The 21,294-nt window shown below is 66.4% G+C and carries 17 protein-coding genes; 8 read left to right on the plus strand and 9 right to left on the minus strand.

Annotated features, from left to right (window positions below):
- The first annotated feature begins 47 nt into the window (after nt 1-47).
- Nucleotides 48-1,874 carry a histidine kinase N-terminal 7TM domain-containing protein gene (locus tag ACOZ4N_RS09015; protein WP_424019592.1) on the plus strand — a complete coding sequence of 609 codons (1,827 nt, stop codon included), beginning with the start codon at nt 48-50 and terminating at the stop codon, nt 1,872-1,874.
- Here ACOZ4N_RS09015 and mce read toward each other — a convergent pair.
- Entirely contained in the window at nt 1,871-2,257 is a 387-nt protein-coding gene (mce, locus tag ACOZ4N_RS09020; protein WP_424019593.1) for a methylmalonyl-CoA epimerase, read from the minus strand. The genes ACOZ4N_RS09015 and mce overlap by 4 nt on opposite strands.
- 105 nt (nt 2,258-2,362) lie before the next feature.
- Here mce and ACOZ4N_RS09025 point away from each other — a divergent pair, with 105 nt between their 5' ends.
- Nucleotides 2,363-3,091 carry an N-acetyltransferase family protein gene (locus tag ACOZ4N_RS09025; protein ID WP_424019594.1) on the plus strand — a complete coding sequence of 243 codons (729 nt, stop codon included), beginning with the start codon at nt 2,363-2,365 and terminating at the stop codon, nt 3,089-3,091.
- Between the two features lie 12 nt (nt 3,092-3,103).
- Here ACOZ4N_RS09025 and ACOZ4N_RS09030 read toward each other — a convergent pair whose 3' ends face one another.
- The 3 genes from ACOZ4N_RS09030 to ACOZ4N_RS09040 form a co-directional block, all read right to left on the minus strand.
- Nucleotides 3,104-3,295: a helix-turn-helix transcriptional regulator gene (locus ACOZ4N_RS09030; RefSeq protein ID WP_424019595.1), complete on the minus strand. Its 192-nt coding sequence runs from the start codon at nt 3,293-3,295 to the stop codon at nt 3,104-3,106.
- A complete protein-coding gene (locus ACOZ4N_RS09035) occupies nt 3,292-3,711 on the minus strand; it encodes a hypothetical protein (RefSeq protein WP_424019596.1) in 420 nt (139 codons plus the stop codon). Before ACOZ4N_RS09035 ends, ACOZ4N_RS09030 begins: the two co-directional genes overlap by 4 nt.
- A gap of 129 nt (nt 3,712-3,840) precedes the next feature.
- Nucleotides 3,841-5,520 (minus strand): acyl-CoA mutase large subunit family protein, encoded by a 1,680-nt coding sequence (locus tag ACOZ4N_RS09040; protein WP_424019597.1) that lies wholly within the window; start codon nt 5,518-5,520, stop codon nt 3,841-3,843.
- Between the two features lie 159 nt (nt 5,521-5,679).
- On the opposite strand from ACOZ4N_RS09040, the gene ACOZ4N_RS09045 reads away from it, so the two are divergent.
- The gene (locus ACOZ4N_RS09045; protein ID WP_424019598.1) at nt 5,680-7,527 is read left to right on the plus strand and encodes a histidine kinase N-terminal 7TM domain-containing protein; all 1,848 of its coding nucleotides are present in this window, start codon (nt 5,680-5,682) and stop codon (nt 7,525-7,527) included.
- Between the two features lie 18 nt (nt 7,528-7,545).
- On the opposite strand, the gene ACOZ4N_RS09050 is transcribed toward ACOZ4N_RS09045, so the two are convergent.
- A complete protein-coding gene (locus ACOZ4N_RS09050) occupies nt 7,546-8,127 on the minus strand; it encodes a GNAT family N-acetyltransferase (protein ID WP_424019599.1) in 582 nt (193 codons plus the stop codon).
- A 155-nt stretch (nt 8,128-8,282) separates the two neighbouring features.
- Here ACOZ4N_RS09050 and ACOZ4N_RS09055 point away from each other — a divergent pair, with 155 nt between their 5' ends.
- The 5 genes from ACOZ4N_RS09055 to ACOZ4N_RS09075 all read left to right on the plus strand — a co-directional run bounded on the left by ACOZ4N_RS09055 (nt 8,283) and on the right by ACOZ4N_RS09075 (nt 16,150).
- On the plus strand, nt 8,283-9,137 hold the full coding sequence (locus tag ACOZ4N_RS09055; protein ID WP_424019600.1) for a DUF7551 domain-containing protein: 855 nt from the start codon (nt 8,283-8,285) through the stop codon (nt 9,135-9,137).
- Nucleotides 9,138-9,245: 108 nt separating this feature from the next.
- On the plus strand, nt 9,246-11,396 hold the full coding sequence (locus ACOZ4N_RS09060) for a PAS domain S-box protein (protein ID WP_424019601.1): 2,151 nt from the start codon (nt 9,246-9,248) through the stop codon (nt 11,394-11,396).
- Nucleotides 11,397-11,509: 113 nt separating this feature from the next.
- Nucleotides 11,510-12,274: a response regulator receiver protein gene (locus ACOZ4N_RS09065; protein ID WP_424019602.1), complete on the plus strand. Its 765-nt coding sequence runs from the start codon at nt 11,510-11,512 to the stop codon at nt 12,272-12,274.
- A 55-nt stretch (nt 12,275-12,329) separates the two neighbouring features.
- The gene (locus tag ACOZ4N_RS09070; RefSeq protein WP_424019603.1) at nt 12,330-14,348 is read left to right on the plus strand and encodes an AMP-binding protein; all 2,019 of its coding nucleotides are present in this window, start codon (nt 12,330-12,332) and stop codon (nt 14,346-14,348) included.
- Nucleotides 14,349-14,407: 59 nt separating this feature from the next.
- Nucleotides 14,408-16,150, plus strand: coding sequence for a histidine kinase N-terminal 7TM domain-containing protein (locus ACOZ4N_RS09075; RefSeq protein ID WP_424019604.1), 1,743 nt, complete (start codon nt 14,408-14,410; stop codon nt 16,148-16,150).
- A 3-nt stretch (nt 16,151-16,153) separates the two neighbouring features.
- Here the strand turns inward: ACOZ4N_RS09075 and ACOZ4N_RS09080 are convergent, their stop codons facing one another.
- The 4 genes from ACOZ4N_RS09080 to ACOZ4N_RS09095 all read right to left on the minus strand — a co-directional run bounded on the left by ACOZ4N_RS09080 (nt 16,154) and on the right by ACOZ4N_RS09095 (nt 21,283).
- Nucleotides 16,154-16,852 (minus strand): hypothetical protein, encoded by a 699-nt coding sequence (locus tag ACOZ4N_RS09080; RefSeq protein ID WP_424019605.1) that lies wholly within the window; start codon nt 16,850-16,852, stop codon nt 16,154-16,156.
- A 280-nt stretch (nt 16,853-17,132) separates the two neighbouring features.
- On the minus strand, nt 17,133-18,287 hold the full coding sequence (dnaJ, locus tag ACOZ4N_RS09085; protein WP_424019606.1) for a molecular chaperone DnaJ: 1,155 nt from the start codon (nt 18,285-18,287) through the stop codon (nt 17,133-17,135).
- A 168-nt stretch (nt 18,288-18,455) separates the two neighbouring features.
- Nucleotides 18,456-20,390, minus strand: coding sequence for a molecular chaperone DnaK (gene dnaK, locus ACOZ4N_RS09090; RefSeq protein WP_424019607.1), 1,935 nt, complete (start codon nt 20,388-20,390; stop codon nt 18,456-18,458).
- A 185-nt stretch (nt 20,391-20,575) separates the two neighbouring features.
- Complete coding sequence (locus tag ACOZ4N_RS09095) at nt 20,576-21,283, minus strand: nucleotide exchange factor GrpE (protein ID WP_424019608.1); 708 nt, start codon at nt 21,281-21,283, stop codon at nt 20,576-20,578.
- Nucleotides 21,284-21,294 lie beyond the last annotated feature (11 nt).

Here is a 21,294-nt window from a genome sequence, read left to right on the forward strand (position 1 = left end):
CGACCAAGAGACACTGTCGTCGAGGGGACGGTGCACCGATCACGCCAATGTTCCAGTACAGTATCTACGTTCCCGCGCTGTTGCTCGTCGCAGGCATCTCCACGGTGGCCGCGTACCTCGGGTACGCAAAGCGTGGCCGCCGTGGGACCATCTGGTACGTCGGAGTCATGGCCGCCATCACGGCGTGGTCACTTTCGCTCGCCCTGACGGTCGCCAGCACGAGCTACCAACTGAAACTGGTCTTCTTCGCGGGCTTTCTCGTCTCGAGTGTCGCTCTCTGTAGCTGCTGGTTCCTCTTTGCAGCCGCCTACACCGGCCACTACGACAAGCTGCCGCGCTACCTGCCACACGCGCTCCTCGTCGTCCCGTTCGTGTACGTCCCGGCGACGCTGACGGACGCAGCACGCGACCTGGTGATCGTGAACCCTCGACTCGTCACGGAGGGCGGAACCGTGTTGCTGACCTACGACGCATGGGGGCCGGTCGCCTGGGGATTCATCCTATTTACGTACACGTTGCTGGTGGCGGCGACGGTCCTCCTGTTCCGGAAGGCGCTCCACTCACGGAACGTCTACCGGAAGCTGAGCCTGGTCCTCGGGTTCGGTGGGCTGTCGATGTGGACGACCAACATGATCACCGTCGCCGGGTTTAGCCCGTTCCCGCACATGATGCTCGTCCCCTTCTCGTTCCTGTTCTGGGGGGCCGTCGCGCTCGTGCTCTTCACGAGTATCAGATTCGTCCAGATGATTCCGATCAACGCCATCCTCGCCCGGTTCAGTTCGCGCTTCGACGACGTGTTGCCGCTGGCGCGTGACTTCGTGATCGAGGAGATCGACAGCGGCGTCATGATCCTCGACGCCGACGGGCGGATCGTCGACATCAACTCGACGGCCCGGAAGATGCTCGGACTGGAGGATCGGGTCGTCGGCAAACCCGTCTTCGACATGGTCGAACTCGAGAAGTACTGGGACGACTACGTCGAGGGGGAACTGCTGAGCGAACGCCGCGACCAGATCTGGGTGCAGGGGGACGACGAGGAACGCTGTTACGACATCAACATCTCCGACATCGAGGACAAGAACGGGAACTTCGCCGGGCAGAGCGTCCTGCTGTACGACGTGACCGAGCAGAAGGAACGCGAGGAACAGCTCCGCGAGCGCGAGGAGGAACTCCGCCAGCAGAAACAGGACCTCGAACAGCAGAAACAGCAACTCGAACACCAGAACGAGCGGCTGGACCGGTTCGCCAGCATCGTCTCGCACGACCTGCGCAACCCGCTGAACGTCGCCACCGGCCACGTCGAACTGCTGGAGGCCAGACTCGACGGCGAACATCGGGAGAGCGTCGAGGAACTCGATACGGCCCACGAACGCATGCGGGACATCATCGACGACGCGCTCACGCTGGCCCGCTCCGGGAAGGCCATCACCGAGACAGAGGACGTGGACGTGGGATCGGTCGCGACCGAGGCCTGGGAGAACGTCGACACCGACCGGGCGTCGCTCGATCACGATCTGGACCTCCGACTGGAGAGCGACCGTGACCGACTGCTCAACGTCTTCGAGAACCTCTACCGGAACGCGCTGGACCACAACGACGGCGACCTCACGATCCGGGTGGGTACCCTCCCGGACGACACCGGGTTCTACGTCGAGGACACCGGCGACGGCATCCCCGAGGACGAGCGCGACGAAGTGCTCGAACAGGGCTACACGACCCACGAGGAAGGCACCGGCCTCGGGCTCGCCATCGTCCGCGATATCGTGGGCGCTCACGGCTGGGAACTCTCCATCGCCGAGAGCCCGGAAGGCGGCGCGCGCTTCGAGATCGAGTGTTTCCGCGAACCGGTCGAGGTGAGGACGGCGGCGGCCTAGTGTTCGACGAATTCGAGCAGGACACCACCGGTCGATTTGGGGTGCAGGAAGGCCACGTCGTGGCCCCAGGCTCCGCCCCGCGGTTCCTCGTCGATCAACTCGACGCCGGCCTCACGAGCGCGGGCCAGGGCCGCCTCGATATCCTCGGTCGCCACCGCGAGGTGGTGGATGCCCGGGCCCGACCGGTCGAGGTAGCTGGCGATGGCACCCTCGTCGTCCAGCGGTTCCAGCACCTCGAAGAAGCCGTTCCCGAGGTCGAGAAAGACCACCGCCATTCCGTCGAACTGTTCCTCGTGAGCGACCGTCGCGTCGAACAGCGTCGCGTACTGTTCGGCGACCGCGTCGGCGTCGTCGGTCGCGATACCCGCGTGATCGAACTGCATACCCCGGCTGGGAGCGGCGGGACAATCAGCCCTGCGACGGCCGCAGGTGTGTGCGGTGTGGTAACTGTCATCAATAACTAAGACGGTTCGCCGTGACCGTGGGGTATGGACGCACCGAAACCGGGGCGACTGGACGACGACAGGCAACGGATCTACGAGTACGTCGAGCGTGAGGGGCGCGTCGACCCCGAGCGGGCGCGGGCGGCGCTCGGGTTCGAACACCGACGCTTCGGCCACCATCTCTCGATGCTCAAGCGCGACGGCTACCTGACCGAGCGGGACGGCCAACTGGAGATCGCGATGGACCCCGGCACGGCCGAGCAGTACGAGACCGACGGACTCACCGTGACGATCCGACCGGCCCGGCAGGACGACATCGCGGGCATCGTGGGCACGCTCCGACAGGTCGCCGGCGAGGGGAGCTACATCGAAGCCGAAAGCGTCGCCCAGCAACTGGATTACGAGGACTCCCTGCTCCGGCACAACGAGTTCGAGTCCCGCGTCTTCTTCGTCGCCACGGTCGGTGAGGAGGTCGTCGGGTGGGTCCACCTGGAGATTCCCGAACTCGACAAACTCCACCACACCGCGGAGTTGACAATCGGGCTGGTCGAGGCCCACCGCGGCCACGGCATCGGGAGTCGCCTGCTGGAACACGGCCTCGACTGGGCCGAGGAGATGGGACTGACGAAGGTGTACAACAGTTTCCCGGCGACCAACGAGGGCGCGATCGAGTTCTTCGAGGCCCACGGCGGGGCGGTCGAAGCCGTCCGCGAGGACCACTACCGCATCGACGGCGAACCGGTGGACGAGGTGATGATGGCGGTCACGCTGTAGCGTCAGGGGGACCTATTCGGGGTCGAAGATGTCCTCGATCCGGCAGTCGAAGTAGGCGGCGAGCGCGAAAGCCAGTTCCAGGGAGGGGTCGTACCGGCCGCGCTCGATGGAGTTGATCGTCTGCCGGGTCACGTCGACCTCTGCGGCCAGGTCGGCCTGGCTGAGGTCGTGTCGCTCGCGCCGGTCGCGGAGATCGTTTTTCATGCGTTGTAGCGGACGACGGTGTAGACGACCCCCCACAGCAGGAAGAGCGCGGAGTAGGCGTAGATCCCGCCCCAGACGACCGGGGGGATCGTGTAGTAGCCGAGGTTGTCGAGCAGGTAGAGACCGATCACGACGGGGAGCCCGACGTAGGCGGCGATCATGATGAGCGCGCCGCTGGCCCGCTCGTGGAGCCGCTGTTCGCGCTCGTCGCTCAGCTGGACCGTACTCGCGAACTGCAGGTACAGCAGGGCCGTGATGCCGCCGAGACAGGCGACCGCGTACACGACCAGCCCGACGAAGGTCTGATCGAGCAACATGCCGGCGAAGAAACTCACGATCCCCACCGCGAAGACGGCCATGATGATGCGATTGTAGCGCTGTCCTCTCCGTGCTGGATGGTCCTGTGTCGTCGTCATGGTTTTCAGGGCGGTGTAAAGCGACGTTTCCGTAAAGGTCGCTTTACAGTAAAGGAGACTTTACACGGCTACTTAGTTCTGTCGCTGATCGGACGGAAGCCGAAAATCGAGTCGAGAAGTCCCCTGTCGTCAGATACCGCCGCCCTGGTACTCGCCGAACACGTCCCGCATGGCGTCACAGATCTCGCCGGTGGTGGCGTAGACCTTGACGGCGTCGATGAGATACGGCATGAGGTTCTCGCCCTCGCGAGCGGCCTCGCGGACGGCGTCGAGTTTGGCCTCGACGGCCTCGTCGTCGCGGTCGTCGCGGACTTCCGCGAGCGTCTCCTGCTGTTGGGCTTCGAGGGCCTCGTCGACTTCCTCGATGTCCACGTCGTCTTCCTCCTCGACCTGGTACTCGTTGACGCCGACGATGATGCGTTCGCCTTCCTCCTGTTCGCGCTGGCGCTCGAAGGCCACGTCCTGAATCTCGCGCTGGACCCACTGGTCCTCGATGGCCGGGAGCATCCCGCCCTTGCCGTCGATCCGGTCGAGGATCTCGAAGGCCTCCTCCTCCAGTTCGTCGGTCAGGCTCTCGACGTAGTAACTGCCGCCCAGCGGGTCGATGGTGTCGGCCGCGCCCGACTCGTGGGCGAGGATCTGCTGGGTCCGCAGGGCGGTCCGGACGCTCTCCTCGGTCGGGAGGCCGACGGCCTCGTCTTTCCCGTTGGTGTGGAGGCTCTGTGTCCCGCCGAGGACGGCAGCGAGCGCCTGGTAGGCGACCCGGACGACGTTGTTCTCGACCTGCTGGGCCGTCAGCGTCGATCCGGCGGTCTGGGTGTGGAACTTCAGTTGCTTGGACTTGGGATTCTCCGCGTCGAAGCGTTCCTCCATGATCTGGTACCACATCCGCCGGGCCGCGCGGAACTTCGCGACTTCTTCGAGGATGTTGTTGTAGGAGGCGAAAAAGAAGGACAGCTGGGGGGCGAACTCGTCCACGTCCAGTCCGGCCTCGATGGCGGCTTCGACGTACTCGATGCCGTTGCCGAGCGTAAAGGCGATCTCCTGGGCCGCGGTCGACCCGGCCTCCCGGACGTGATAGCCCGAGATGGAGATGGTGTTGAAGTTGGGGACCTCCTCGGCACAGAACTCGAAGATGTCCGTGATGATCCGCATGGACGGCTCGGGCGGGTAGATGTAGGTGTTGCGCGCGATGTACTCCTTGAGCACGTCGTTCTGGATGGTGCCCCGGAGTTCCTCGCGGTCGACGCCCTGCTTGTCGCCGACGGCGATGTACATGGCGAGCAGGACCGACGCGGGGGCGTTGATCGTCATCGACGTGGAGACCTCGTCGAGCGGGATGCCCTCGAAGACGGTCTCCATGTCCGACAGCGAGTCGATGGCGACGCCGGTCTTGCCGACCTCACCCGCGGCCATCGCGTTGTCCGAATCGTACCCCATCTGTGTCGGCAGGTCGAAGGCCATCGAGAGGCCGGTCTGCCCCTCGTCGAGCAGGTAGTGGAACCGCTCGTTGGTCTCGCGCGCCGTCCCCATACCGGCGTACTGGCGCATCGTCCAGAGCCGGCCGCGGTACATCGTCGGGTAGACGCCCCGTGTGTAGGGTTCCTCGCCGGGGAAACCTAGATCCTCGTCGTAGTCGATATCGGCCACGTCCGCGGGCGTGTACAGGCGGTCTACGGTCTGTCCCTCCGTGTCGGTGGTGAACGTCTCCTTGCGCTCACCGAACCGCTCGACGGTCGGCTGGACCGACTCCTCGTCCCAGTCGGCCTTCCCCGAGCGGATCTCCTGGAGGTCCTCGTCGTCGAACATGTGCTTCAAGAAACGGAGGAGCCGTGTATAAGCGTTGTTTGAGGTTTCCGGGAATTTATGTGTCTGGGAGGGGCCGACTGCGACGCTTCCGACGGGCCGGCAGATCGTGTGTCAACCCACACCATAATTTATTGATAAACGACGGAGTACCTCCGAAGGATGGTGTCGATCACCGCCGTCTACCAGGCAGTTCTCGTCGTCGCGGGGGTGGCCTGTCTGGGTATCGCAGTGTACGCCTGGCGGATGGAGTCGACACGCGGGCAGCGGGAACTGATCGGCCTGTTTCTCGCCATCGACGGCTGGATCGTACTGGCCCTGCTGACGACGCTGTTCGCGGGCACACCCATTGCCCGGACGATCATCAAGACCCAGTTTTTCGGCATGACGCTCGTGCCGGTGTTCGCCCTGCTCGCGGCCCTGCAGTACACGGGCCGGGACCAGTACATCAACGGCTGGCTCGGGGCCTTCCTCGCCGTCCAGCCGGTCGTCGTCGGGGTCGCGATGCAGTTCCCGTCGGTCGCCCGGCAGGCCTTCCGGTTCGGGGCCGTGGACCCGTCTGCGTTCTACGGGTACCAGGTCACCTACGGCTGGTTTCTCTACGCGAACGTCATCTGGGCCTACCTCCTGCTGGCGATGGCGACCGGGCTCTTCCTCGAGTTCGCGGTCCGCGCCGATCCCGTCTACCAGCGGCAGGCGACGGCCATCGTGATCGGGATCGCCGCACCCTGGGCGGGCAACGCCCTCTTTTTGCTCGGTCCCGCACCCGTCGACCTCACGGCGCTGGGGTTCGTCGTGACCGGCCTGGCCATCTGGTGGGCCATCTACGCCGACGACCTGCTCGACGTGATGCCGGTCGCGAAAAGTACCGTCATCGAGAACATCGACGCCGGCGTCCTCGTCCTCAACTGGCAGGACCGGGTGGTCGACCTGAACCCGCGCGGGCGGGACCTGCTGGGGCTGGCGGGCGTCGACGTGGTCGGCCGCGAGGGCGTCGAAGTCCTCTCGGACGTGCCCCAGGTCCGGGACGCCGTCGGCGAGGTTACCGAGGTCGTCCAGCGAACGGAGTCGGAGGTCCGGGCTCGCGGTCGGGACCTCCGGGTCACGGCGACGACGTTGAACGACAGCTACGGCCGCCGGCTGGGCCGGCTGGTCCTCATCGAGGACATCACCGAACAGAAGCGCCGCCAGCGCGAGTTACAGCGCCAGAACGAACGGCTCGACGAGTTCGCCGGCGTCGTCTCCCACGACCTGCGGAACCCGTTGAGCGTCGCCTCGGGCGAACTCGAACTCGCGATGATCGCGAGCGAAGGCGGGATCGACGACCTCGACGACGCCCGCGAGCGGATCGACGAGATGCGGGCGCACGTCGCGAGCGCGTCGTCGTCGCTGGAGCGGATGGACGCCATCGTCGACGACGTGCTGGCACTGGCCCGCGGCGGCCAGCAGGTCCAGACGACCGAGGACCTGTCGTTGCGGGCGCTCGCCGAACGCGCGTGGGCCAACGTCGACGCCCCGGAGGCCGCGCTGTCCGTCGAGAGTGACACGGCGATCACGGGCGACGGCGACCGCCTCCAGCGGGTCTTCGAGAACCTCTTTCGCAACGCTGTCGAACACGGTTCGACAGGCAACCGGAACGCAGAGCGTTCCGGTGACGTTGCCGAGGAAACCTCGGCAGGCCATCGGACTTCGTCCGATGACGCCCTGGAGCATGGCTCCACGAGCAATCGGACTCCGTCCGATGATGCCATCGAACACGGCGATCCGGCCGTGACCGTGACCGTCGGTGAACTCGGTGAGCGCGATGGCTTCTACGTCGCCGACGACGGGAAGGGGATTCCGGACGACGAGCGCGACGCGGTGTTCGAGAGCGAGTACACGACCGACGACGACGGCACCGGGTTCGGGTTGGCCATCGTCGAGGAGATCGTCGAGGCCCACGACTGGACGATCACGGCGACCGAGAGCGAGAATGGGGGCGCTCGCTTCGATATCGAAGGCGCGCGGTAGCGGGGCGACGGAGCGCCGTCAGCGCCCGGTGTCGTACTTGTAGGTCGCTTCCTCGGGGTCGATGCCGAAGTCCTCGGGCCCTTCCTCGGGTTCGGCCTCGCCCTCGTCGGCGGCGGCGCGTTTGAACGCCTCCCGGAACTTCCGGGGCATCCGGAACTCCGCGACGGTGAGTGCCATCGGGACGGCGTCGGGTGCGGTCGTCTCGCGCTTTTCCTCCAGGCGATCCTGGAGTTTCTCCGGGAGCGACCCGGCGTCGATGGGGTCGAACTCGAACTGCCGGAGGTAGTCGGGCTCGTCCGTGAGCGCGTAGACGGTTTCGAACCCGTCGTCGCCGGCCTTCTGGATGAGCCGTTCGACGACGTGTGCGCCGACGCCCTGCCCGCGCCAGTCGTCGAGGACGCCGATGGAGGTGAGTTCACAGACGGCCTCGTCGTCGGTCTTGTGGACGCGGATTCGCCCGAACCCCGCCTTCTCGTTGGTCTCCTCGTCGATGGCGATGACGTAGTCGCGCGAGCGAAACGCCGTCTCGTCCAGGCCCATGTCCTCGATGTGATCCAGAAGCCAGACCTCCTCGCGGTTTTTCGCGTCCCGGACGTACATACCCGGTCCTTGGCCACGCCCGGCTAAAAACGTTGGCAGGCGTCAGACACCACACGGGACGCCCCGTCCCCACCTGCGGTCTCGGGCCACTCGCCGACGGCCCGCCATCCCCGACCGTAACCTATTTTCACCGCGTCGTTTTAGGTAGGCCTAAAATGGTCGGGGAGACACTCTCGAAGATCAGGGCGCGGATCGAGGACCTGGCGGTCGACGGCGGGGAGTACTGGGTCGTCTGCGGGCGGACTGGCGTGTGTCCGGTGCCGGTCGCCGGCGCGCGGTTCCCGGATCGGGAGACCGCGGAGAAAGCGGCGGAGGCAGCGGCCGCCTACCGCGCCGTCTTGCGCCGGTGGGACCCGCGAGCGCCCTGTTACGACTTCATCGCCTGCGAGGAGCCGAGCCGCGCGACGCGGACGGTGACGCCGCCGACGACCGGCGAGACGGCGTCGCTGACGGGGTTCTGTCACGACGTGGCCGCTGCCGTGTTCGAGACGCTGTCGGCCGAGGGGTACGCCGACCTGGAGTCGTCGATCATGGACGTGTACTGCGAGACCGCCGACGCTATCGACGACCCCGACGACCTCTGTCTGCACCTGTTGCGGACCCTCTCTTTCGAACTCGGGGCCAGACTGTCCGAGTCGGAGCAGACCGCCATCCTCCGGGCGGCGGCGACGGAACTCGCCGAGCCCGACGACAGCGACCGGCCACTGGACGCGACCCTCCAGCGGTTACAGCGCCTCGATATCGTCGACGAGTACGCCGTCGACGCCCACGCCGACACCGCGACCGGTAGCGCCTGGACGGTGACGATCACCGATTACGCGCTCACCTCGCGGTCGGCGTCGTTGCCGACGTTGCCGATCGCCATCGACTTGCTCGGACGGCTTCCCGGCCCGGCGTTGACGCTGTCGGACCCCCGGCGACTCGACGACGGGAGGTGGCGGTTCGACCTCGCGGTGACCGAGGACGGAGAGTCGGGCGGGCTGGTTCGCGTCCGGGCGGAGTCCGGCTGACGAAACCGCCGAGCGGACGGCCGTCCCCGACCACCGCGCCGGACCGCCAATTCGGACCGTGATAATTCGGCCCAAGTGTTTATCAACTATCTTAGCTTACCCCGAGACATGGCAGCCTTCGGGTCGGCGTCGACGACTGTCCTCTACGTGGGTGCCGACGGGAGTGTCGTCGAGCGTGCGCTTCCGGACCTCGGGGAGGCGGGCGATACGGCGACGGTCACGGTCGTGTCGGAGATCGAAGACACACTCACGGCAGTAGTCGAAACCGGGGTCGACTGCGTCGTGAGCGAGTACGACCTTCCGGACGGGACTGCGACCGACCTCGTGAGACGGCTCCGCGAGGAGTACCCCGCACTCCCGGTTCTCGTACTCGCCGAAGACGCCGCGGACGCCGCCGAGAGCGTCGAGGCGGGTGCGACGGATTCCCTCACGATGGGGCTGGCGACCGCCAGCGAAGAACTCCTGGCCGGTCGCATCGAGGGGGCGCTGCGGCGTGACGACGCGCCGGACGCGGCGGCGGTGACGGGGCGGCAGTACCGGACGCTCATCGAACACGCCGAGGACATCGTGACCGTCATCGCGCCCGACGGAACGATCCAGTACCAGAGCCCCTCCGTCGAGCGGATTCTCGGCTGGGACTCCGGCGAACTCGTCGGCGAGTACGTGTTCAACTACGTCCACCCGGACGACCGCGAGGAGGTTCGCAGGCGGTTCATCGACCTCACCGAACGGGAGGGGACCGTCATCGAGAACGTCACGTTCCGGTTCAAACGGGCCGACGGGTCGTGGGTCTGGGTGGAGAGTGTCGGGAGCAACCGGAAGGACACGACCGTCGGCGGGTACGTCTTCAACTCCCGGGAGATCACCGACCGGCGGGAACGCGAGCGGGAACTCGAACGCTACGAGACGGTCGTCGAAACGATTCCCGACGAAGTCTACACGCTGGACGACGAGGGTGTCATCACGTCGGTCGTCCCGCCGGCCGGTCGCGACCTGACCGTCGCCGGCTACGAACCCGACGACCTCGTCGGCGAACCCGTCTCGACGGTCATGGAGGAAGACGACATCGAGACGGCCGAAGCGCTGATCCGTGACCTGATCACCGGCGACGACACGCGCGGGTCGTTCGAGATGGATCTCGTCACCGAATCGGGCGACCGGATTCCCTTCGAGAACCACATCGCCGTCCTGCCCTCCGACGACGGCTTCCGGGGGACCGTCGGCGTCCTCCGGAACATCGCCGAGCGCAAAGAACGCGAACGGAGGCTCCGGAAAGCCGAAACGACGTTCGAGAACGCACAGGACGGGATCATCCTCGTCGACGTCACGGACGACGGGCGGTTCGAGATCCAGCGCGTCAACCCGGCCTACGAGTCGATGTCGGGACTGTCGGCGTCGGAGATGATCGGGCGGACACCCCGGGAGATACTCGACGGCGAGATCGGCGACCGGATCGAAGCCCGGTTCGAGGAGTGTATCGAGCAACAGACGGCGCTCTCCTACGACGAGACCTTCGACATCCCCGGGATTCCGACCCACTGGCACACGCGGATCGCGCCGGTCGTGGTCGACGACGAGGTCGAACAGCTGGTCGTCGCGACCCGGGACATCACCGAGCGCAAGGAGCGCGAACAGGAGCTGAAGCTCCGGAACCGGGCCATCGCGGAGGCCCCCATCGGCATCACCATCGCCGACCGGACGCGACCGGACACGCCCGTCGTCTACGCGAACGAGGGATTCGAGCGACTCACCGGCTACGACGAAGCGGAGATCGAGGGGCGGTCGCTGACCCATCTGGTCGGGGCGGAGACCGACGAAGACAAACGAGCGGAACTGGACGCGGCCATCGACGGCGACGAACCCGCCACGGTCGAACTCATGCTCGCCCGGAAGGACGGGACGCCGTTCTGGAGTCGGGTCAGCGTCGCGCCAGTGCGAGACGAGGACGGCAACGTGACCCACACCGTCGGGTTCCAGCAGGACATCACCGAACCCAAAGAGTACGAACAGTGGATCGAACGCCGCTTCGACGAGTTCAGCGAGGTCCTCGCGGAGGACCTCCGGGAACCGTTGCAGGAGGCACAGGCCCAACTGGCGGCGGCCCAGAACACCGGCGACGAGCAGGCGCTGGACGCCGCCGCGGACTGGCTCGACCGCGCCGAGAACCTCCTCGAGGACCTGACGACCGTCCACTCGTTCTCGGTCAAGTCCCGCGACATCTCCGAGGCCGCACGGCGTGGCTCGAGCACCAGTGAGTAACGACCCGACCGATCACTGAGTTTGTATTATCACCCCTGATAGTAACGAGCGAACGTATTAGTAGCGACACAACCTAGGGCGAGTTGAGAACCGTTTAACCACGAGACGGGGCCATGACACAGACAGAACCGGTCGTTATCGTCATCGAAAACAACGCGACACGGGCGGAGCTGTACGAACTGTGGCTCGAGGAGTGTGCAGTCCGGATCGCGTCGACGAAACGGCAGGTCGCCGAGGAGTTCGACGAGGCGGTCGACGTGGTCGTGCTGTCCGAGGAGTTCGGTGACGGGGCGGCACCGACGGTACTGGAGAAGATCCGCTCACACAGCGGCTACTGTGAGGTCGTGACGACGACGGCCGACCGAAACCGGGTGTTCCCGGAACTCGACGTGGACCACCACCTCACGAAGCCGGTGTTCGAGGACGAACTCCGGTCGCTGGTCGACCGGCTCGCACGCCGATCCCGGTACCGGGCGGCGGTGATCGAGTACTACAAGCGAACGACCCAGCTGGCCTCGGCGGAAGTCGGCGTGACCGCCGGCGAATCGGACGGCGACGATTGCACTGCCCTCGAACGGCGGGTCAGGGGGCTCAAACGGCGACTCAAACGACTCCAGCAGGGAATGGACATCGACGACATCCGCGCCGTCCTCGATTCGATCAGCCAGAACCGGAAACCGGAGCCCGCGAGCGACGACGAGAGCAAGTACGCACCCGACAAGTGCGTCAACTGCGGCCGGCAGTGGGGCGTCGGGCCGGGAGACGACCCCTCACGCGGGTACAGGCGACTCGGCTCGTACGTCTGGCGCTGTACCGACTGCGGCCACGTCCAGATGCAGACCGACCCCAGCCACCGGCGGCTCGCCCCGTACCACTGACACGTCCGCACCCGGCGGGGGAAGCTACTTTAGCGGGTCGGCGGAATACCGGACCATGGCATCCGAGTCCCTCGCCGACCTCGACGAGATCGTCCACGAGCCGAGCCGGGAGTTCGTCGAGTCGACCAACGTCTGGGAGTTTATGCAGACCTACGGCATCGACGACTACGAGGCACTGATCGAGCGAACCACGACCGAGATCGACGGCGTGCCCGAGTCCGGCGTCGACTGGTTCTGGGACGAACTCGTCGACTATCTCGGCATCGAGTTCTACGAGGAGTACGACACAGTCCGGGACGATTCGGAGGGCCCGCAGTTCACCGACTGGTACCCCGGCGGCGAGCTCAATATCGCCCACAACGTCGTGGACCGCCACGCCGCCACGGACAACGAGCGCCGGAACAAGGTCGCGACCATCTGGGAGGGCGAAGACGGCGAGGTTCGGGAGGTCACCTTCCACGAACTCCACCGTCAGGCCAACCAGGTCGCCAACGCCCTCGAAGAACGCGGCATCGGGACCGGCGACACCGTGGGACTGTACATGCCGATGGTCCCCGAGGTCGTCTCGATCCTCTACGGCTGTTTCAAGGTCGGCGCTATCGCCGTCCCCATCTTCTCCGGGTTCGGCGTCGACGCCACCGCCACCCGCATCGAGGACCCCGAGTGTTCGGTCCTCGTGACCGGCGACGGCTTCCTCCGGCGGGGCGATCCGGTCACGCTCAAAGAGACCGCCGACGAGGCCATCGCACAGGCCGACACCGACGTGGAATCGGTGATCGTCTACGACCGACTGGGGGCGAGCGACCCGGACACGGACCTCTCGATCCCGATGACCGAGGGCCGCGACGAGTGGTGGGCCGAGGCCGTCGCCACCCAGTCCGACGACTACGACACCAAATCGCTCCCCAGCGATCAGGAGTCGATGCTCCTCTACTCGTCGGGCACGACCGGCAAACCGAAGGGAATCGTCCACACCCACGCCGGCGTCCAGACCCAGTGTGCCAAGGAACTGTACTTCGGGTTCGATCTGCAGCCCGCCGACCGCTTCTTCTGGGTCAGCGACATCGGCTGGATGATGGGGCCCTGGACCCTGATCGGGAACCACACCTTCGGCGGGACCATCTTCATGTACGAGGGCGCGCCCGACTACCCCGAACCCGACCGGTTCTGGGAGATGATCGACCGCCACGACCTCACCCAGTTCGGCATCTCCCCCACCGCGATCCGCGCGCTCCGCAAGCAGGGCGACGAGTGGGTGGAGGGCCACGATCTGTCCAGCCTGCGGTTGCTCGGCTCGACGGGCGAACCGTGGGACCCCGAGTCCTGGCAGTGGTTCCACGAGACCGTCGGCGGCGGCGACACGCCCATCATCAACATCTCCGGCGGGACCGAGATCTGTGGCTGTTTCCTGATGCCCATGCCGATCAACGACCTCAAGCCCTGTACCCTCGGTGGGCCCGGCCTCGGCATGGACATCGACATCGTCGATTCGGACGGCGAGTCCATCGCCGACACCCACGAACGGGGCTATCTGGTCGCGCGTGACTCCTGTCCCTCGATGACCAAGTCCCTCTGGAGCGGCGACGAGCGCTACCTGAACGAGTACTGGTCGACCTGGGACGACCTGTGGGACCACGGCGACTGGGCCCAGAAGGACGAAGACGGGTTCTGGTTCCTCCACGGCCGGGCCGACGACGCGCTGAACGTGGCCGGCCGCAAAGTCGGCCCGGCCGAGGTCGAAGGCGCGGCGATGGACCACGACGCGGTCAACCAGGCCGCCGCCATCGGTGCCGACGACGACACCACCGGCACCGCCGTCGTCCTCTACGTCATCGTGGAAGACGAGTTCGAGGCCAGTGACGCTCTCCGCGAGGAGATCCGCGAGCAGGTCGGGGAAGAACTCGGCAAGCCGTTCCGCCCCCGGGAGGTCCTGTTCGTCGAGGCGTTCCCGAAGACCCAGTCGGGCAAGATCATCCGACGCGCGGTCCAAGCCACCTACGAGGGCGAGGACCTGGGCGACCTCTCGTCCATCGAGAACCCCGCGGCACTGGAAGCTATCGAGGACGCCCGATAGTTACAACATCTGAGAATCGAGGACGAAGACTTACCCCGATTCCCGAATCGGTATCTGGTATGCCCCCCTGGCTTGTGCTGTTCCAGGCGGCGCTCGTTCTCGCCGGGGGACTGTCGGCGTTGCTCGCGTACTACACCTGGCGCAACCGCGAGCGGATCGGCGCACTGCCGCTGTGTGCCACCATGGTCGGCGAACTCGTCTGGATCGGCGCCCTGCTCGTCGCGACGGTGGCCCGGGGGACGCCCACGGCTCTGCTCGCCAACCGATTCGTCGTGCCCGGTTCGAACCTGGTGGTCGTCGGCTTCTTCGTGTTCGTCCTGGAGTACACCAACCGCGAGAAGTGGGTGCGACCCCGGTACCTGCTGGCACTGTCGGTCGTCCCCGTCGCGGCCACCGTCGTCGCGTTCACGAACCCGCTCCACGGGCTCTTTTTCGACGTGAACGGTCTCGATGCGGCGCGCCCGATGGGGTACGCGATAGAGCCCGCGTTCGGATTCGTCGCGAACACGGTCTACAACTACGCGCTGCTCGTCGCCGGGACGGTAATGCTGCTGGGCTTTGCGATCGACGCCGCCGCGACGTACCGCTACCAGACCGGGGCGATCCTCGTCGCGGTCGCCGTTCCCTGGCTCAGCCACGTCCTCAGGACTGCCGGACTGGTCCCGGCCGGGACGACGCCCATCGCGTTCGCCGTCACGGGCGGTGCGCTGGTCTGGGCGGTCTTCCGGGCCCAGTTGCTCGACCTCGTGCCCGTCGGTCGCCACCGCGTCATCGACGACCTCAGCGCGGGCGTGTTCACCGTCGACCGGCAGGGTCGACTCGTCGACATCAACCCGATGGGACGACGATTCTTCCGACTCGATCCCGACGAGCGGGTCGTCGGGAAACACGTGGGGGAGGTTCTGGCCGACTACCCGACGGTTCGCAACTACTACGTCGCAGTCGCCGACCTCGGCGAGGAAGTGCAGTTCGAGGCGGGCCTGGACGGCCGGTACTACGAGATCGAGGCGTTCCCGCTGAACGACGCGCGCGACCGCCACGTCGGCCAGACGATCATCGTCCGGGACGTGACCGACCGAACAGAGCGCGAGCAGGAACTCGAACGTCAGAACGAGCGGCTCGAACGGTTCGCCAGCGTCGTCTCACACGACCTCCGGAACCCGCTGAGCGTCATCAGCGGTCGGGCCGAGGTCGCCCGCGAGGCCGACGACGTGGAACCACACCTCGACTCCATCGTCGAGAGCGCAGACCGGATGGGCGAGATCATCGACGACGTCCTCGCGCTGACCCGCGACGACGACCTGACCCGCGAACCCGTCGCCGTCGCCGACCTCGCGACGGAGGCCTGGGCCCACATCGAGTCCGACGATGCCACCCTGGCCGTGACGACCGACGAGACGATCCGCGCGGACCGGTCACAGCTCTCGCAGGCCTTCGAGAACCTCTTTCGCAACAGTATTGAACACGGTTCGACGGGCAACCGACCAGCGGCCGACGACGCCGACCGGAGCGGGGAGGACCTGACGGTCCGGGTCGGATCGTTCACCGACGGCGACGCGAGGGGTATCTTCGTCGCCGACGACGGCGACGGGATCCCGACCGACGACCACGAGCGCGTCCTCGAAGACGGCTTCTCGACGAGCGAGGACGGGACCGGCCTCGGACTGTCCGTGGTCACGGACATCGCCGCGGGACACGGCTGGGACGTGCGCGTCACCGACTCGGAGTCGGGCGGGGCCCGGATCGAACTCGTCACCGGCGAACAGCCCACGGACCCCGTGCGACCGACAACGACCGAGTGATCCTCAGTCGAGGACGCCGTCGGGGTCGAGACCCGACGACCCGTCACCGCCCACGACCACCGTCGGCTCCGGCCCGGTCTCGGCGAGCAGGACCGACGCACCGACCTGCAGAGGTGCGAGGACGCCCGCGACGAGCGTCCCCGGTCGAGTGAGCGACGCACGGACCGCCACGGCGTCGTCCTCGGTCAGGGTTCGCCCGTCGACGACACGCTCGGCAGCGGTCAGCAGGTCCTCGTGCGTGTACGTCCGGTCGGCCGCCACGAGCGCCGTCTGGTCTGGATCCACCGTGTCCGGCGGCATCGTCGGGTTCTCGCTCCAGATGTCCCGCTCGAAGTGGATCACGTCCGGCGCGGACGGTTCGTCGCCGTAGATCACGCGTTTGGTGCCTGGTTCGACGGTCAGGCCCTCGATCTCCGCGGCGGGACCGACGACCACCCGCGGGTCCCCCTCTGGGGGCAGGCCGAATCGGACCGGCGCGCCCAGAAGCGCCGCGCCGAAAAACGAAAGCAGCGGTTGCGGTGCCGGGTCGGCCGCGACGGCGACGCCCCGCTCGGGACCCACGCCGTGGTACCGGAACAGGCTCGCCGTCTTCCAGGCGTCGGTACAGAACTTGTGTGCGGTGTAGGGCTGTGACCCGTCGCCGTACACCTGCGGTTCTTTCACCCGGCGCTCACGCGCGACGAGATCGCCGATCACGTCCATACCGGCCGTAACCGCCGTGTCCGCTTAAGTCGTCTGCCACAGTCCGGGCCGGATCGTGCTCGGGGCTTCCAGATCCGACGGACTCCCTGGGACAAATTTCGTGAAAGCGAAAAACGGCGCGAGGCCGCCAAGGGGGGAAGGGGTGGGGTAACCAATAGCGGTCGAGTGACCGATACCGACCCCGCGCCGCTTGTAGTTATATACCTCATAATATTAAGTCTAATTGTGACGGAACTATCGGACGAGCGGACGCCGAGCGGACCGGCCGCGGGCTGGTGGCTCAGAAGCTGTTTTTCAGCCGCTCGAAGAAGCCCTGTTCGACGTCGACTTCCTCGCCACCGGCCTCGGCGAACGCCTCCAGTGCGTCGCGTTGCTCGTCGTTCAGACTCTCGGGCGTGACGACCCGGACCCGCACGAACAGGTCACCCTGGCCGCGACCCCGGAGTTTCGGCATCCCCTTGCCGTCCAGCCTGAAGACTTCGCCGCTCTGCGTGTGTTTCGGGATTTCGAGTTCGACGGACCCGTCGAGCGTCGACACCTCGACCGTGTCGCCGAACACCGCCTGCGGGAAGGAGATAGCGTACTCGTGGTAGAGGTCCTCGCCCTCCCGGTCGAACTCGGGATGGTCCTCGATGGACACCTCGATCAACAGGTCGCCGTTGGGGCCACCGCCTTCGCCGGGTGCCCCTTCGCCCTCCATCCGGAGGGTCTGACCGCTCTGAATCCCGGCCGGGACCTCCACCGACAGCGTCACCTCGTTGCGGACCTGCCCCTTCCCGCGACAGGTGTCGCAGGTCTCACTGTAGAGCGTCCCCTCCCCCTCACAGCGGCGGCAGGTCGTCGTCTGCTGGACCCGCCCCATCGGCGTCTGCTGGACCCGAGTGACCTGCCCGCGGCCCTCACACTCGGGACAGGTCCGCGAGTCGCTGTCTGGGGGATGCCCGTCGCCGTGACAGTCGGGACAGTTCTCCGGGCGGGTGATGACGAGCTGTTTCTCGACGCCACTGGCGGCTTCTTCGAGGGTGATAGAGAGTTCCGTCCGGAGGTCGGTCCCCTGTCGGGCACCGCCGCGACCGCCGCCACCGCCGAAGAACTGCTCGAAGATGTCGCCCATGTCGCCGAAGGGACCGCCCTGCCCGAACGGGTCACCGCCGGCTCCGCGCTGGCCGCGTGCGCCGCCGCCACCGCCGCTGAACCCGCCCTGCTTCTGGGCCTGCTCGAACCGCTCGTGGCCCAGTCGGTCGTAGGCCTGCCGTTTCTCCTCGTCGGTCAGGACCTCCTTCGCCGTCTTGGCTTTCTTGAACTTCTCTTCGGCGTTCGGATCGTCGCTCACGTCGGGATGGTACTCCCGTGCCTTCTCCCGGTAGGCCTGCTTGATCTCGTCCTCGCTGGCGTCCCGTGACACCCCGAGTACGTCGTAGAAATCCTCGCTCATTCGTTGTCCCACCCTATTCGATTGAGATACTTGAAAAGAACGGGTCCGTCACCCCGACCGACGAACCGGGCTCGCGTTACTCGTCGTCTAACTCGAAAAGTTCGCTTCGCTCACTTTTCGAGACGCCGTCAGAGCGGAGCTCTGACGTGCTGACGAAGACTCGTCCCTTCAGTCCTCGTCTTCGTCAACATCTTCGAAGTCCGCGTCGACGTACTCCTCGTCGCCGCCGTCGGGACCCGCACCGGGACCGGCACCGCCAGGTCCGGCACCACCGGGCCCCGCACCTGCCGCGCCAGCGCCGCCGGGACCGGCACCGCCCGCGGCCTGCTGGGCCTGCTGCTGGTACATCTGCTTGCCGATCTCCTGCAGTTCCTCCGAGAGGCTCTCGGTCGCCGACTCCAGCGCGTCCGAGGCCGTCTCGAGTTCCTCGCTGTCGACGTTCTCGTACTCCTCGAGGGCCTCCTGCACGCGGTCGATCTCGGCCTCGATGTCGCTCTCCAGATCGGCGTCGATCTCGTCTTCGTTCTCGTCGAGCAGTTTCTCCGCGCGCTGGATCGCCGACTCGGCCTCGTTGCGCGCCTCGACGAAGTCACGGCGCTTCTGGTCTTCCTCGGCGTGTTGCTCGGCCTCCTCCTGCATCTGCTCGATCTGCTCGTCGCTGAGGCCGGCACCGCCCTCGATGGTGATCGACTCGGCGTTGCCCGAGCCCTTGTCCTCAGCCTCGACGTTGACGATCCCGTTCTCGTCGATGTTGAAGCCGACCTCGATCTGGGGCGTTCCGGCCGGCGCGGGCGGGATGCCCGTCAGCTGGAACTCGCCGAGCAGTTCGTTCTCCTCGGCCATCTCGCGTTCGCCCTGGAACACCCGGACCTGCACCGAGGTCTGGTTGTCCGCCGCGGTGGTGAAGATCTTCGACTCCTCGGTCGGGATGGTCGTGTTCTTCTCGATCAGCCGCTCGAACAGCCCACCCTTGACCTCGATCCCCAGCGAGAGCGGGGTCACGTCCAGCAGGACGATGTCGTCCACGTCACCGGAGAGGACGCCGCCCTGGATGGCCGCGCCCAGCGCGACGGCCTCGTCCGGGTTGACGTTCTTCTTCGGCTCCTGGCCGGTGAGTTCCTCGACTTTCTCCTGGATCATCGGCATCCGGGTCGAGCCACCCACGAGCAGGACCTCGTCGATGTCGCTCTTGGAGTAGCCGGCGTCCTCCAGCGCCTGCTCGGTCGGGCCGACCGTCCGCTCGACCAGATCCTCGGTGAGGGACTCGAACTTCGCGCGCGTGATCTTCTGTTCGAGGTCCTTCGGGCCGTCGTCGTCGGCCGCGATGAACGGCAGGTTGACGGTGGTCTCCTTCCGATTGGAGAGTTCGATCTTGGCTTCCTCGGCGGCCTCGGTCAGCCGCTGGAGGGCCTGCCGGTCGTCCCGGAGGTCGATGCCGTGTTCGGCCTCGAACTCGTCGGCCAGATAGTCGATGATGGCCTCGTCCCAGTCGTCGCCACCGAGATCGTTGTCACCGTTGGTGGCGACGACCTCGTAGACGCCGCCGCCGAGATCGAGGATAGAGACGTCGAAGGTGCCGCCCCCGAGGTCGTAGACGAGGACGGTCTGGTCGGACTCGTCGTCGAGTCCGTAGGCCATCGAGGCCGCGGTCGGCTCGTTGATGATGCGTTCGACCTCGAAGCCGGCGATCTCGCCGGCGTCCTTGGTGGCCTGGCGCTGGCGGTCGCTGAAGTACGCGGGAACCGTGATGACGGCCTTCTCGATTTCGTCGCCGAGATACTCCTCGGCGTCGCGTTTGATCTTCTGGAGGGTCATCGCGGAGACCTGTTCCGGCGTGTACTCCTCGCCGTCCATCTCGACGGTGTACCCGTCTTCGCCCATGTGGCGCTTGATGGACTGGATCGTGTTCTCCGGGTTCTGGACGGCCTGGTTTTTCGCCGGTTTCCCGACGAGTTGCTCGCCGTCCTCGGTGAAGGCGACGATAGACGGTGTGGTTCGGTCACCCTCGCTGTTGACGATAATCTCCGGGTCGCCCCCCTCCATCACCGCGAAGGCGCTGTTGGTGGTACCGAGGTCGATACCGAGAATCTTGTTGCTCGCCATTGTTGCCCCCACCTACCGGTCTGAATCGGTTAAAAGTTGCTAGATTGGAGAGGAACGAACCCGACCGCTCCCACCGCTTCCGGCGTTTTAGCCCGCGACGACGGGCACTGACCGGGAGTTATATTACGCACCGCAATCAGCGCGGAGCGGGGCGGTGACCCGTCGCCGTCACCGCGGTCGGCACGTCACTCCTCGCTGACGGTGACCTGTGCCGTCCGGATGACCTTCTCGGCCATCTCGTAGCCCGGGCGGTGGACCTCGGCGATGGTGCCGGCGGGCTGGTCGGACTCCACCCGGAGCAGGACCTCGTGACGCTGGGGGTCGACTTCCTGGCCCGGTTCGGGTTCGATCGCCTCGACGTTCTCCTGTTGCAGTTCCTCGTCGAACTGTCGGAGCGTGGCCTCGATCCCGTCGCGGATGTCGGCGTCCTCGTCCTGTTCGAGGGCGCGTTTCAGGTTGTCCCGCACGTCGAGCAGGCGCTCCACGAGGTCCTCCGTCGCGCGCTGTTTCTCCTCCTCGCGGCGCTTTTTCATCCGCTTTTTGTAGTTCTGGAAGTCGGCCTTCGTCCGGGCGAGCTTGGATTCGAGCTCCTCGGCTTCGTCTTCGCGAGTTTCCAGTTCCGACTCCAGGGAGTCGACGCGCATCCGGAGCGACGCGATCTCGTTCGCCAGCTGTTCGTCGTCGGTCGCGGCGACGCGTTCCAGCAGGTCCTCGCCGGCCTCGAACGACTCGCCTGCGTCACCCTCGCCGTCCTCGGCCACGTCGTCGAGCGAGTCCCACTCGTCGGCCGTCGTCTCGGCGGCGGACGCCCCGTCGTCGGAGGATGGGTCCGCCGCGTCGTCGGCTGCCGGCTCGTCGGCGTCGTCCGTTCCGGAGGCGTCCTGCTCACTCATGTGCGTACAGT

The organism is Halorientalis pallida (genome assembly GCF_049605515.1).
Classification (GTDB): Archaea; Halobacteriota; Halobacteria; order Halobacteriales; family Haloarculaceae; genus Halorientalis; species Halorientalis pallida_A.

What these genes read in the sequence shown, in the direction of transcription:
- ACOZ4N_RS09030 (WP_424019595.1), bottom strand. Translation starts at nt 3,295, where the DNA reads ATGAAAAACGATCTCCGCGACCGGCGCGAGCGACACGACCTCAGCCAG.
- dnaJ (WP_424019606.1), bottom strand. Translation starts at nt 18,287, where the DNA reads ATGAGCGAGGATTTCTACGACGTACTCGGGGTGTCACGGGACGCCAGC.
- ACOZ4N_RS09025 (WP_424019594.1), top strand. Translation starts at nt 2,363, where the DNA reads ATGGACGCACCGAAACCGGGGCGACTGGACGACGACAGGCAACGGATC.
- ACOZ4N_RS09095 (WP_424019608.1), bottom strand. Translation starts at nt 21,283, where the DNA reads ATGAGTGAGCAGGACGCCTCCGGAACGGACGACGCCGACGAGCCGGCA.
- ACOZ4N_RS09040 (WP_424019597.1), bottom strand. Translation starts at nt 5,520, where the DNA reads ATGTTCGACGACGAGGACCTCCAGGAGATCCGCTCGGGGAAGGCCGAC.
- ACOZ4N_RS09015 (WP_424019592.1), top strand. Translation starts at nt 48, where the DNA reads ATGTTCCAGTACAGTATCTACGTTCCCGCGCTGTTGCTCGTCGCAGGC.
- dnaK (WP_424019607.1), bottom strand. Translation starts at nt 20,390, where the DNA reads ATGGCGAGCAACAAGATTCTCGGTATCGACCTCGGTACCACCAACAGC.
- ACOZ4N_RS09080 (WP_424019605.1), bottom strand. Translation starts at nt 16,852, where the DNA reads ATGGACGTGATCGGCGATCTCGTCGCGCGTGAGCGCCGGGTGAAAGAA.
- ACOZ4N_RS09060 (WP_424019601.1), top strand. Translation starts at nt 9,246, where the DNA reads ATGGCAGCCTTCGGGTCGGCGTCGACGACTGTCCTCTACGTGGGTGCC.
- ACOZ4N_RS09055 (WP_424019600.1), top strand. Translation starts at nt 8,283, where the DNA reads ATGGTCGGGGAGACACTCTCGAAGATCAGGGCGCGGATCGAGGACCTG.
- ACOZ4N_RS09075 (WP_424019604.1), top strand. Translation starts at nt 14,408, where the DNA reads ATGCCCCCCTGGCTTGTGCTGTTCCAGGCGGCGCTCGTTCTCGCCGGG.
- ACOZ4N_RS09070 (WP_424019603.1), top strand. Translation starts at nt 12,330, where the DNA reads ATGGCATCCGAGTCCCTCGCCGACCTCGACGAGATCGTCCACGAGCCG.
- ACOZ4N_RS09045 (WP_424019598.1), top strand. Translation starts at nt 5,680, where the DNA reads ATGGTGTCGATCACCGCCGTCTACCAGGCAGTTCTCGTCGTCGCGGGG.
- mce (WP_424019593.1), bottom strand. Translation starts at nt 2,257, where the DNA reads ATGCAGTTCGATCACGCGGGTATCGCGACCGACGACGCCGACGCGGTC.
- ACOZ4N_RS09050 (WP_424019599.1), bottom strand. Translation starts at nt 8,127, where the DNA reads ATGTACGTCCGGGACGCGAAAAACCGCGAGGAGGTCTGGCTTCTGGAT.
- ACOZ4N_RS09035 (WP_424019596.1), bottom strand. Translation starts at nt 3,711, where the DNA reads ATGACGACGACACAGGACCATCCAGCACGGAGAGGACAGCGCTACAAT.
- ACOZ4N_RS09065 (WP_424019602.1), top strand. Translation starts at nt 11,510, where the DNA reads ATGACACAGACAGAACCGGTCGTTATCGTCATCGAAAACAACGCGACA.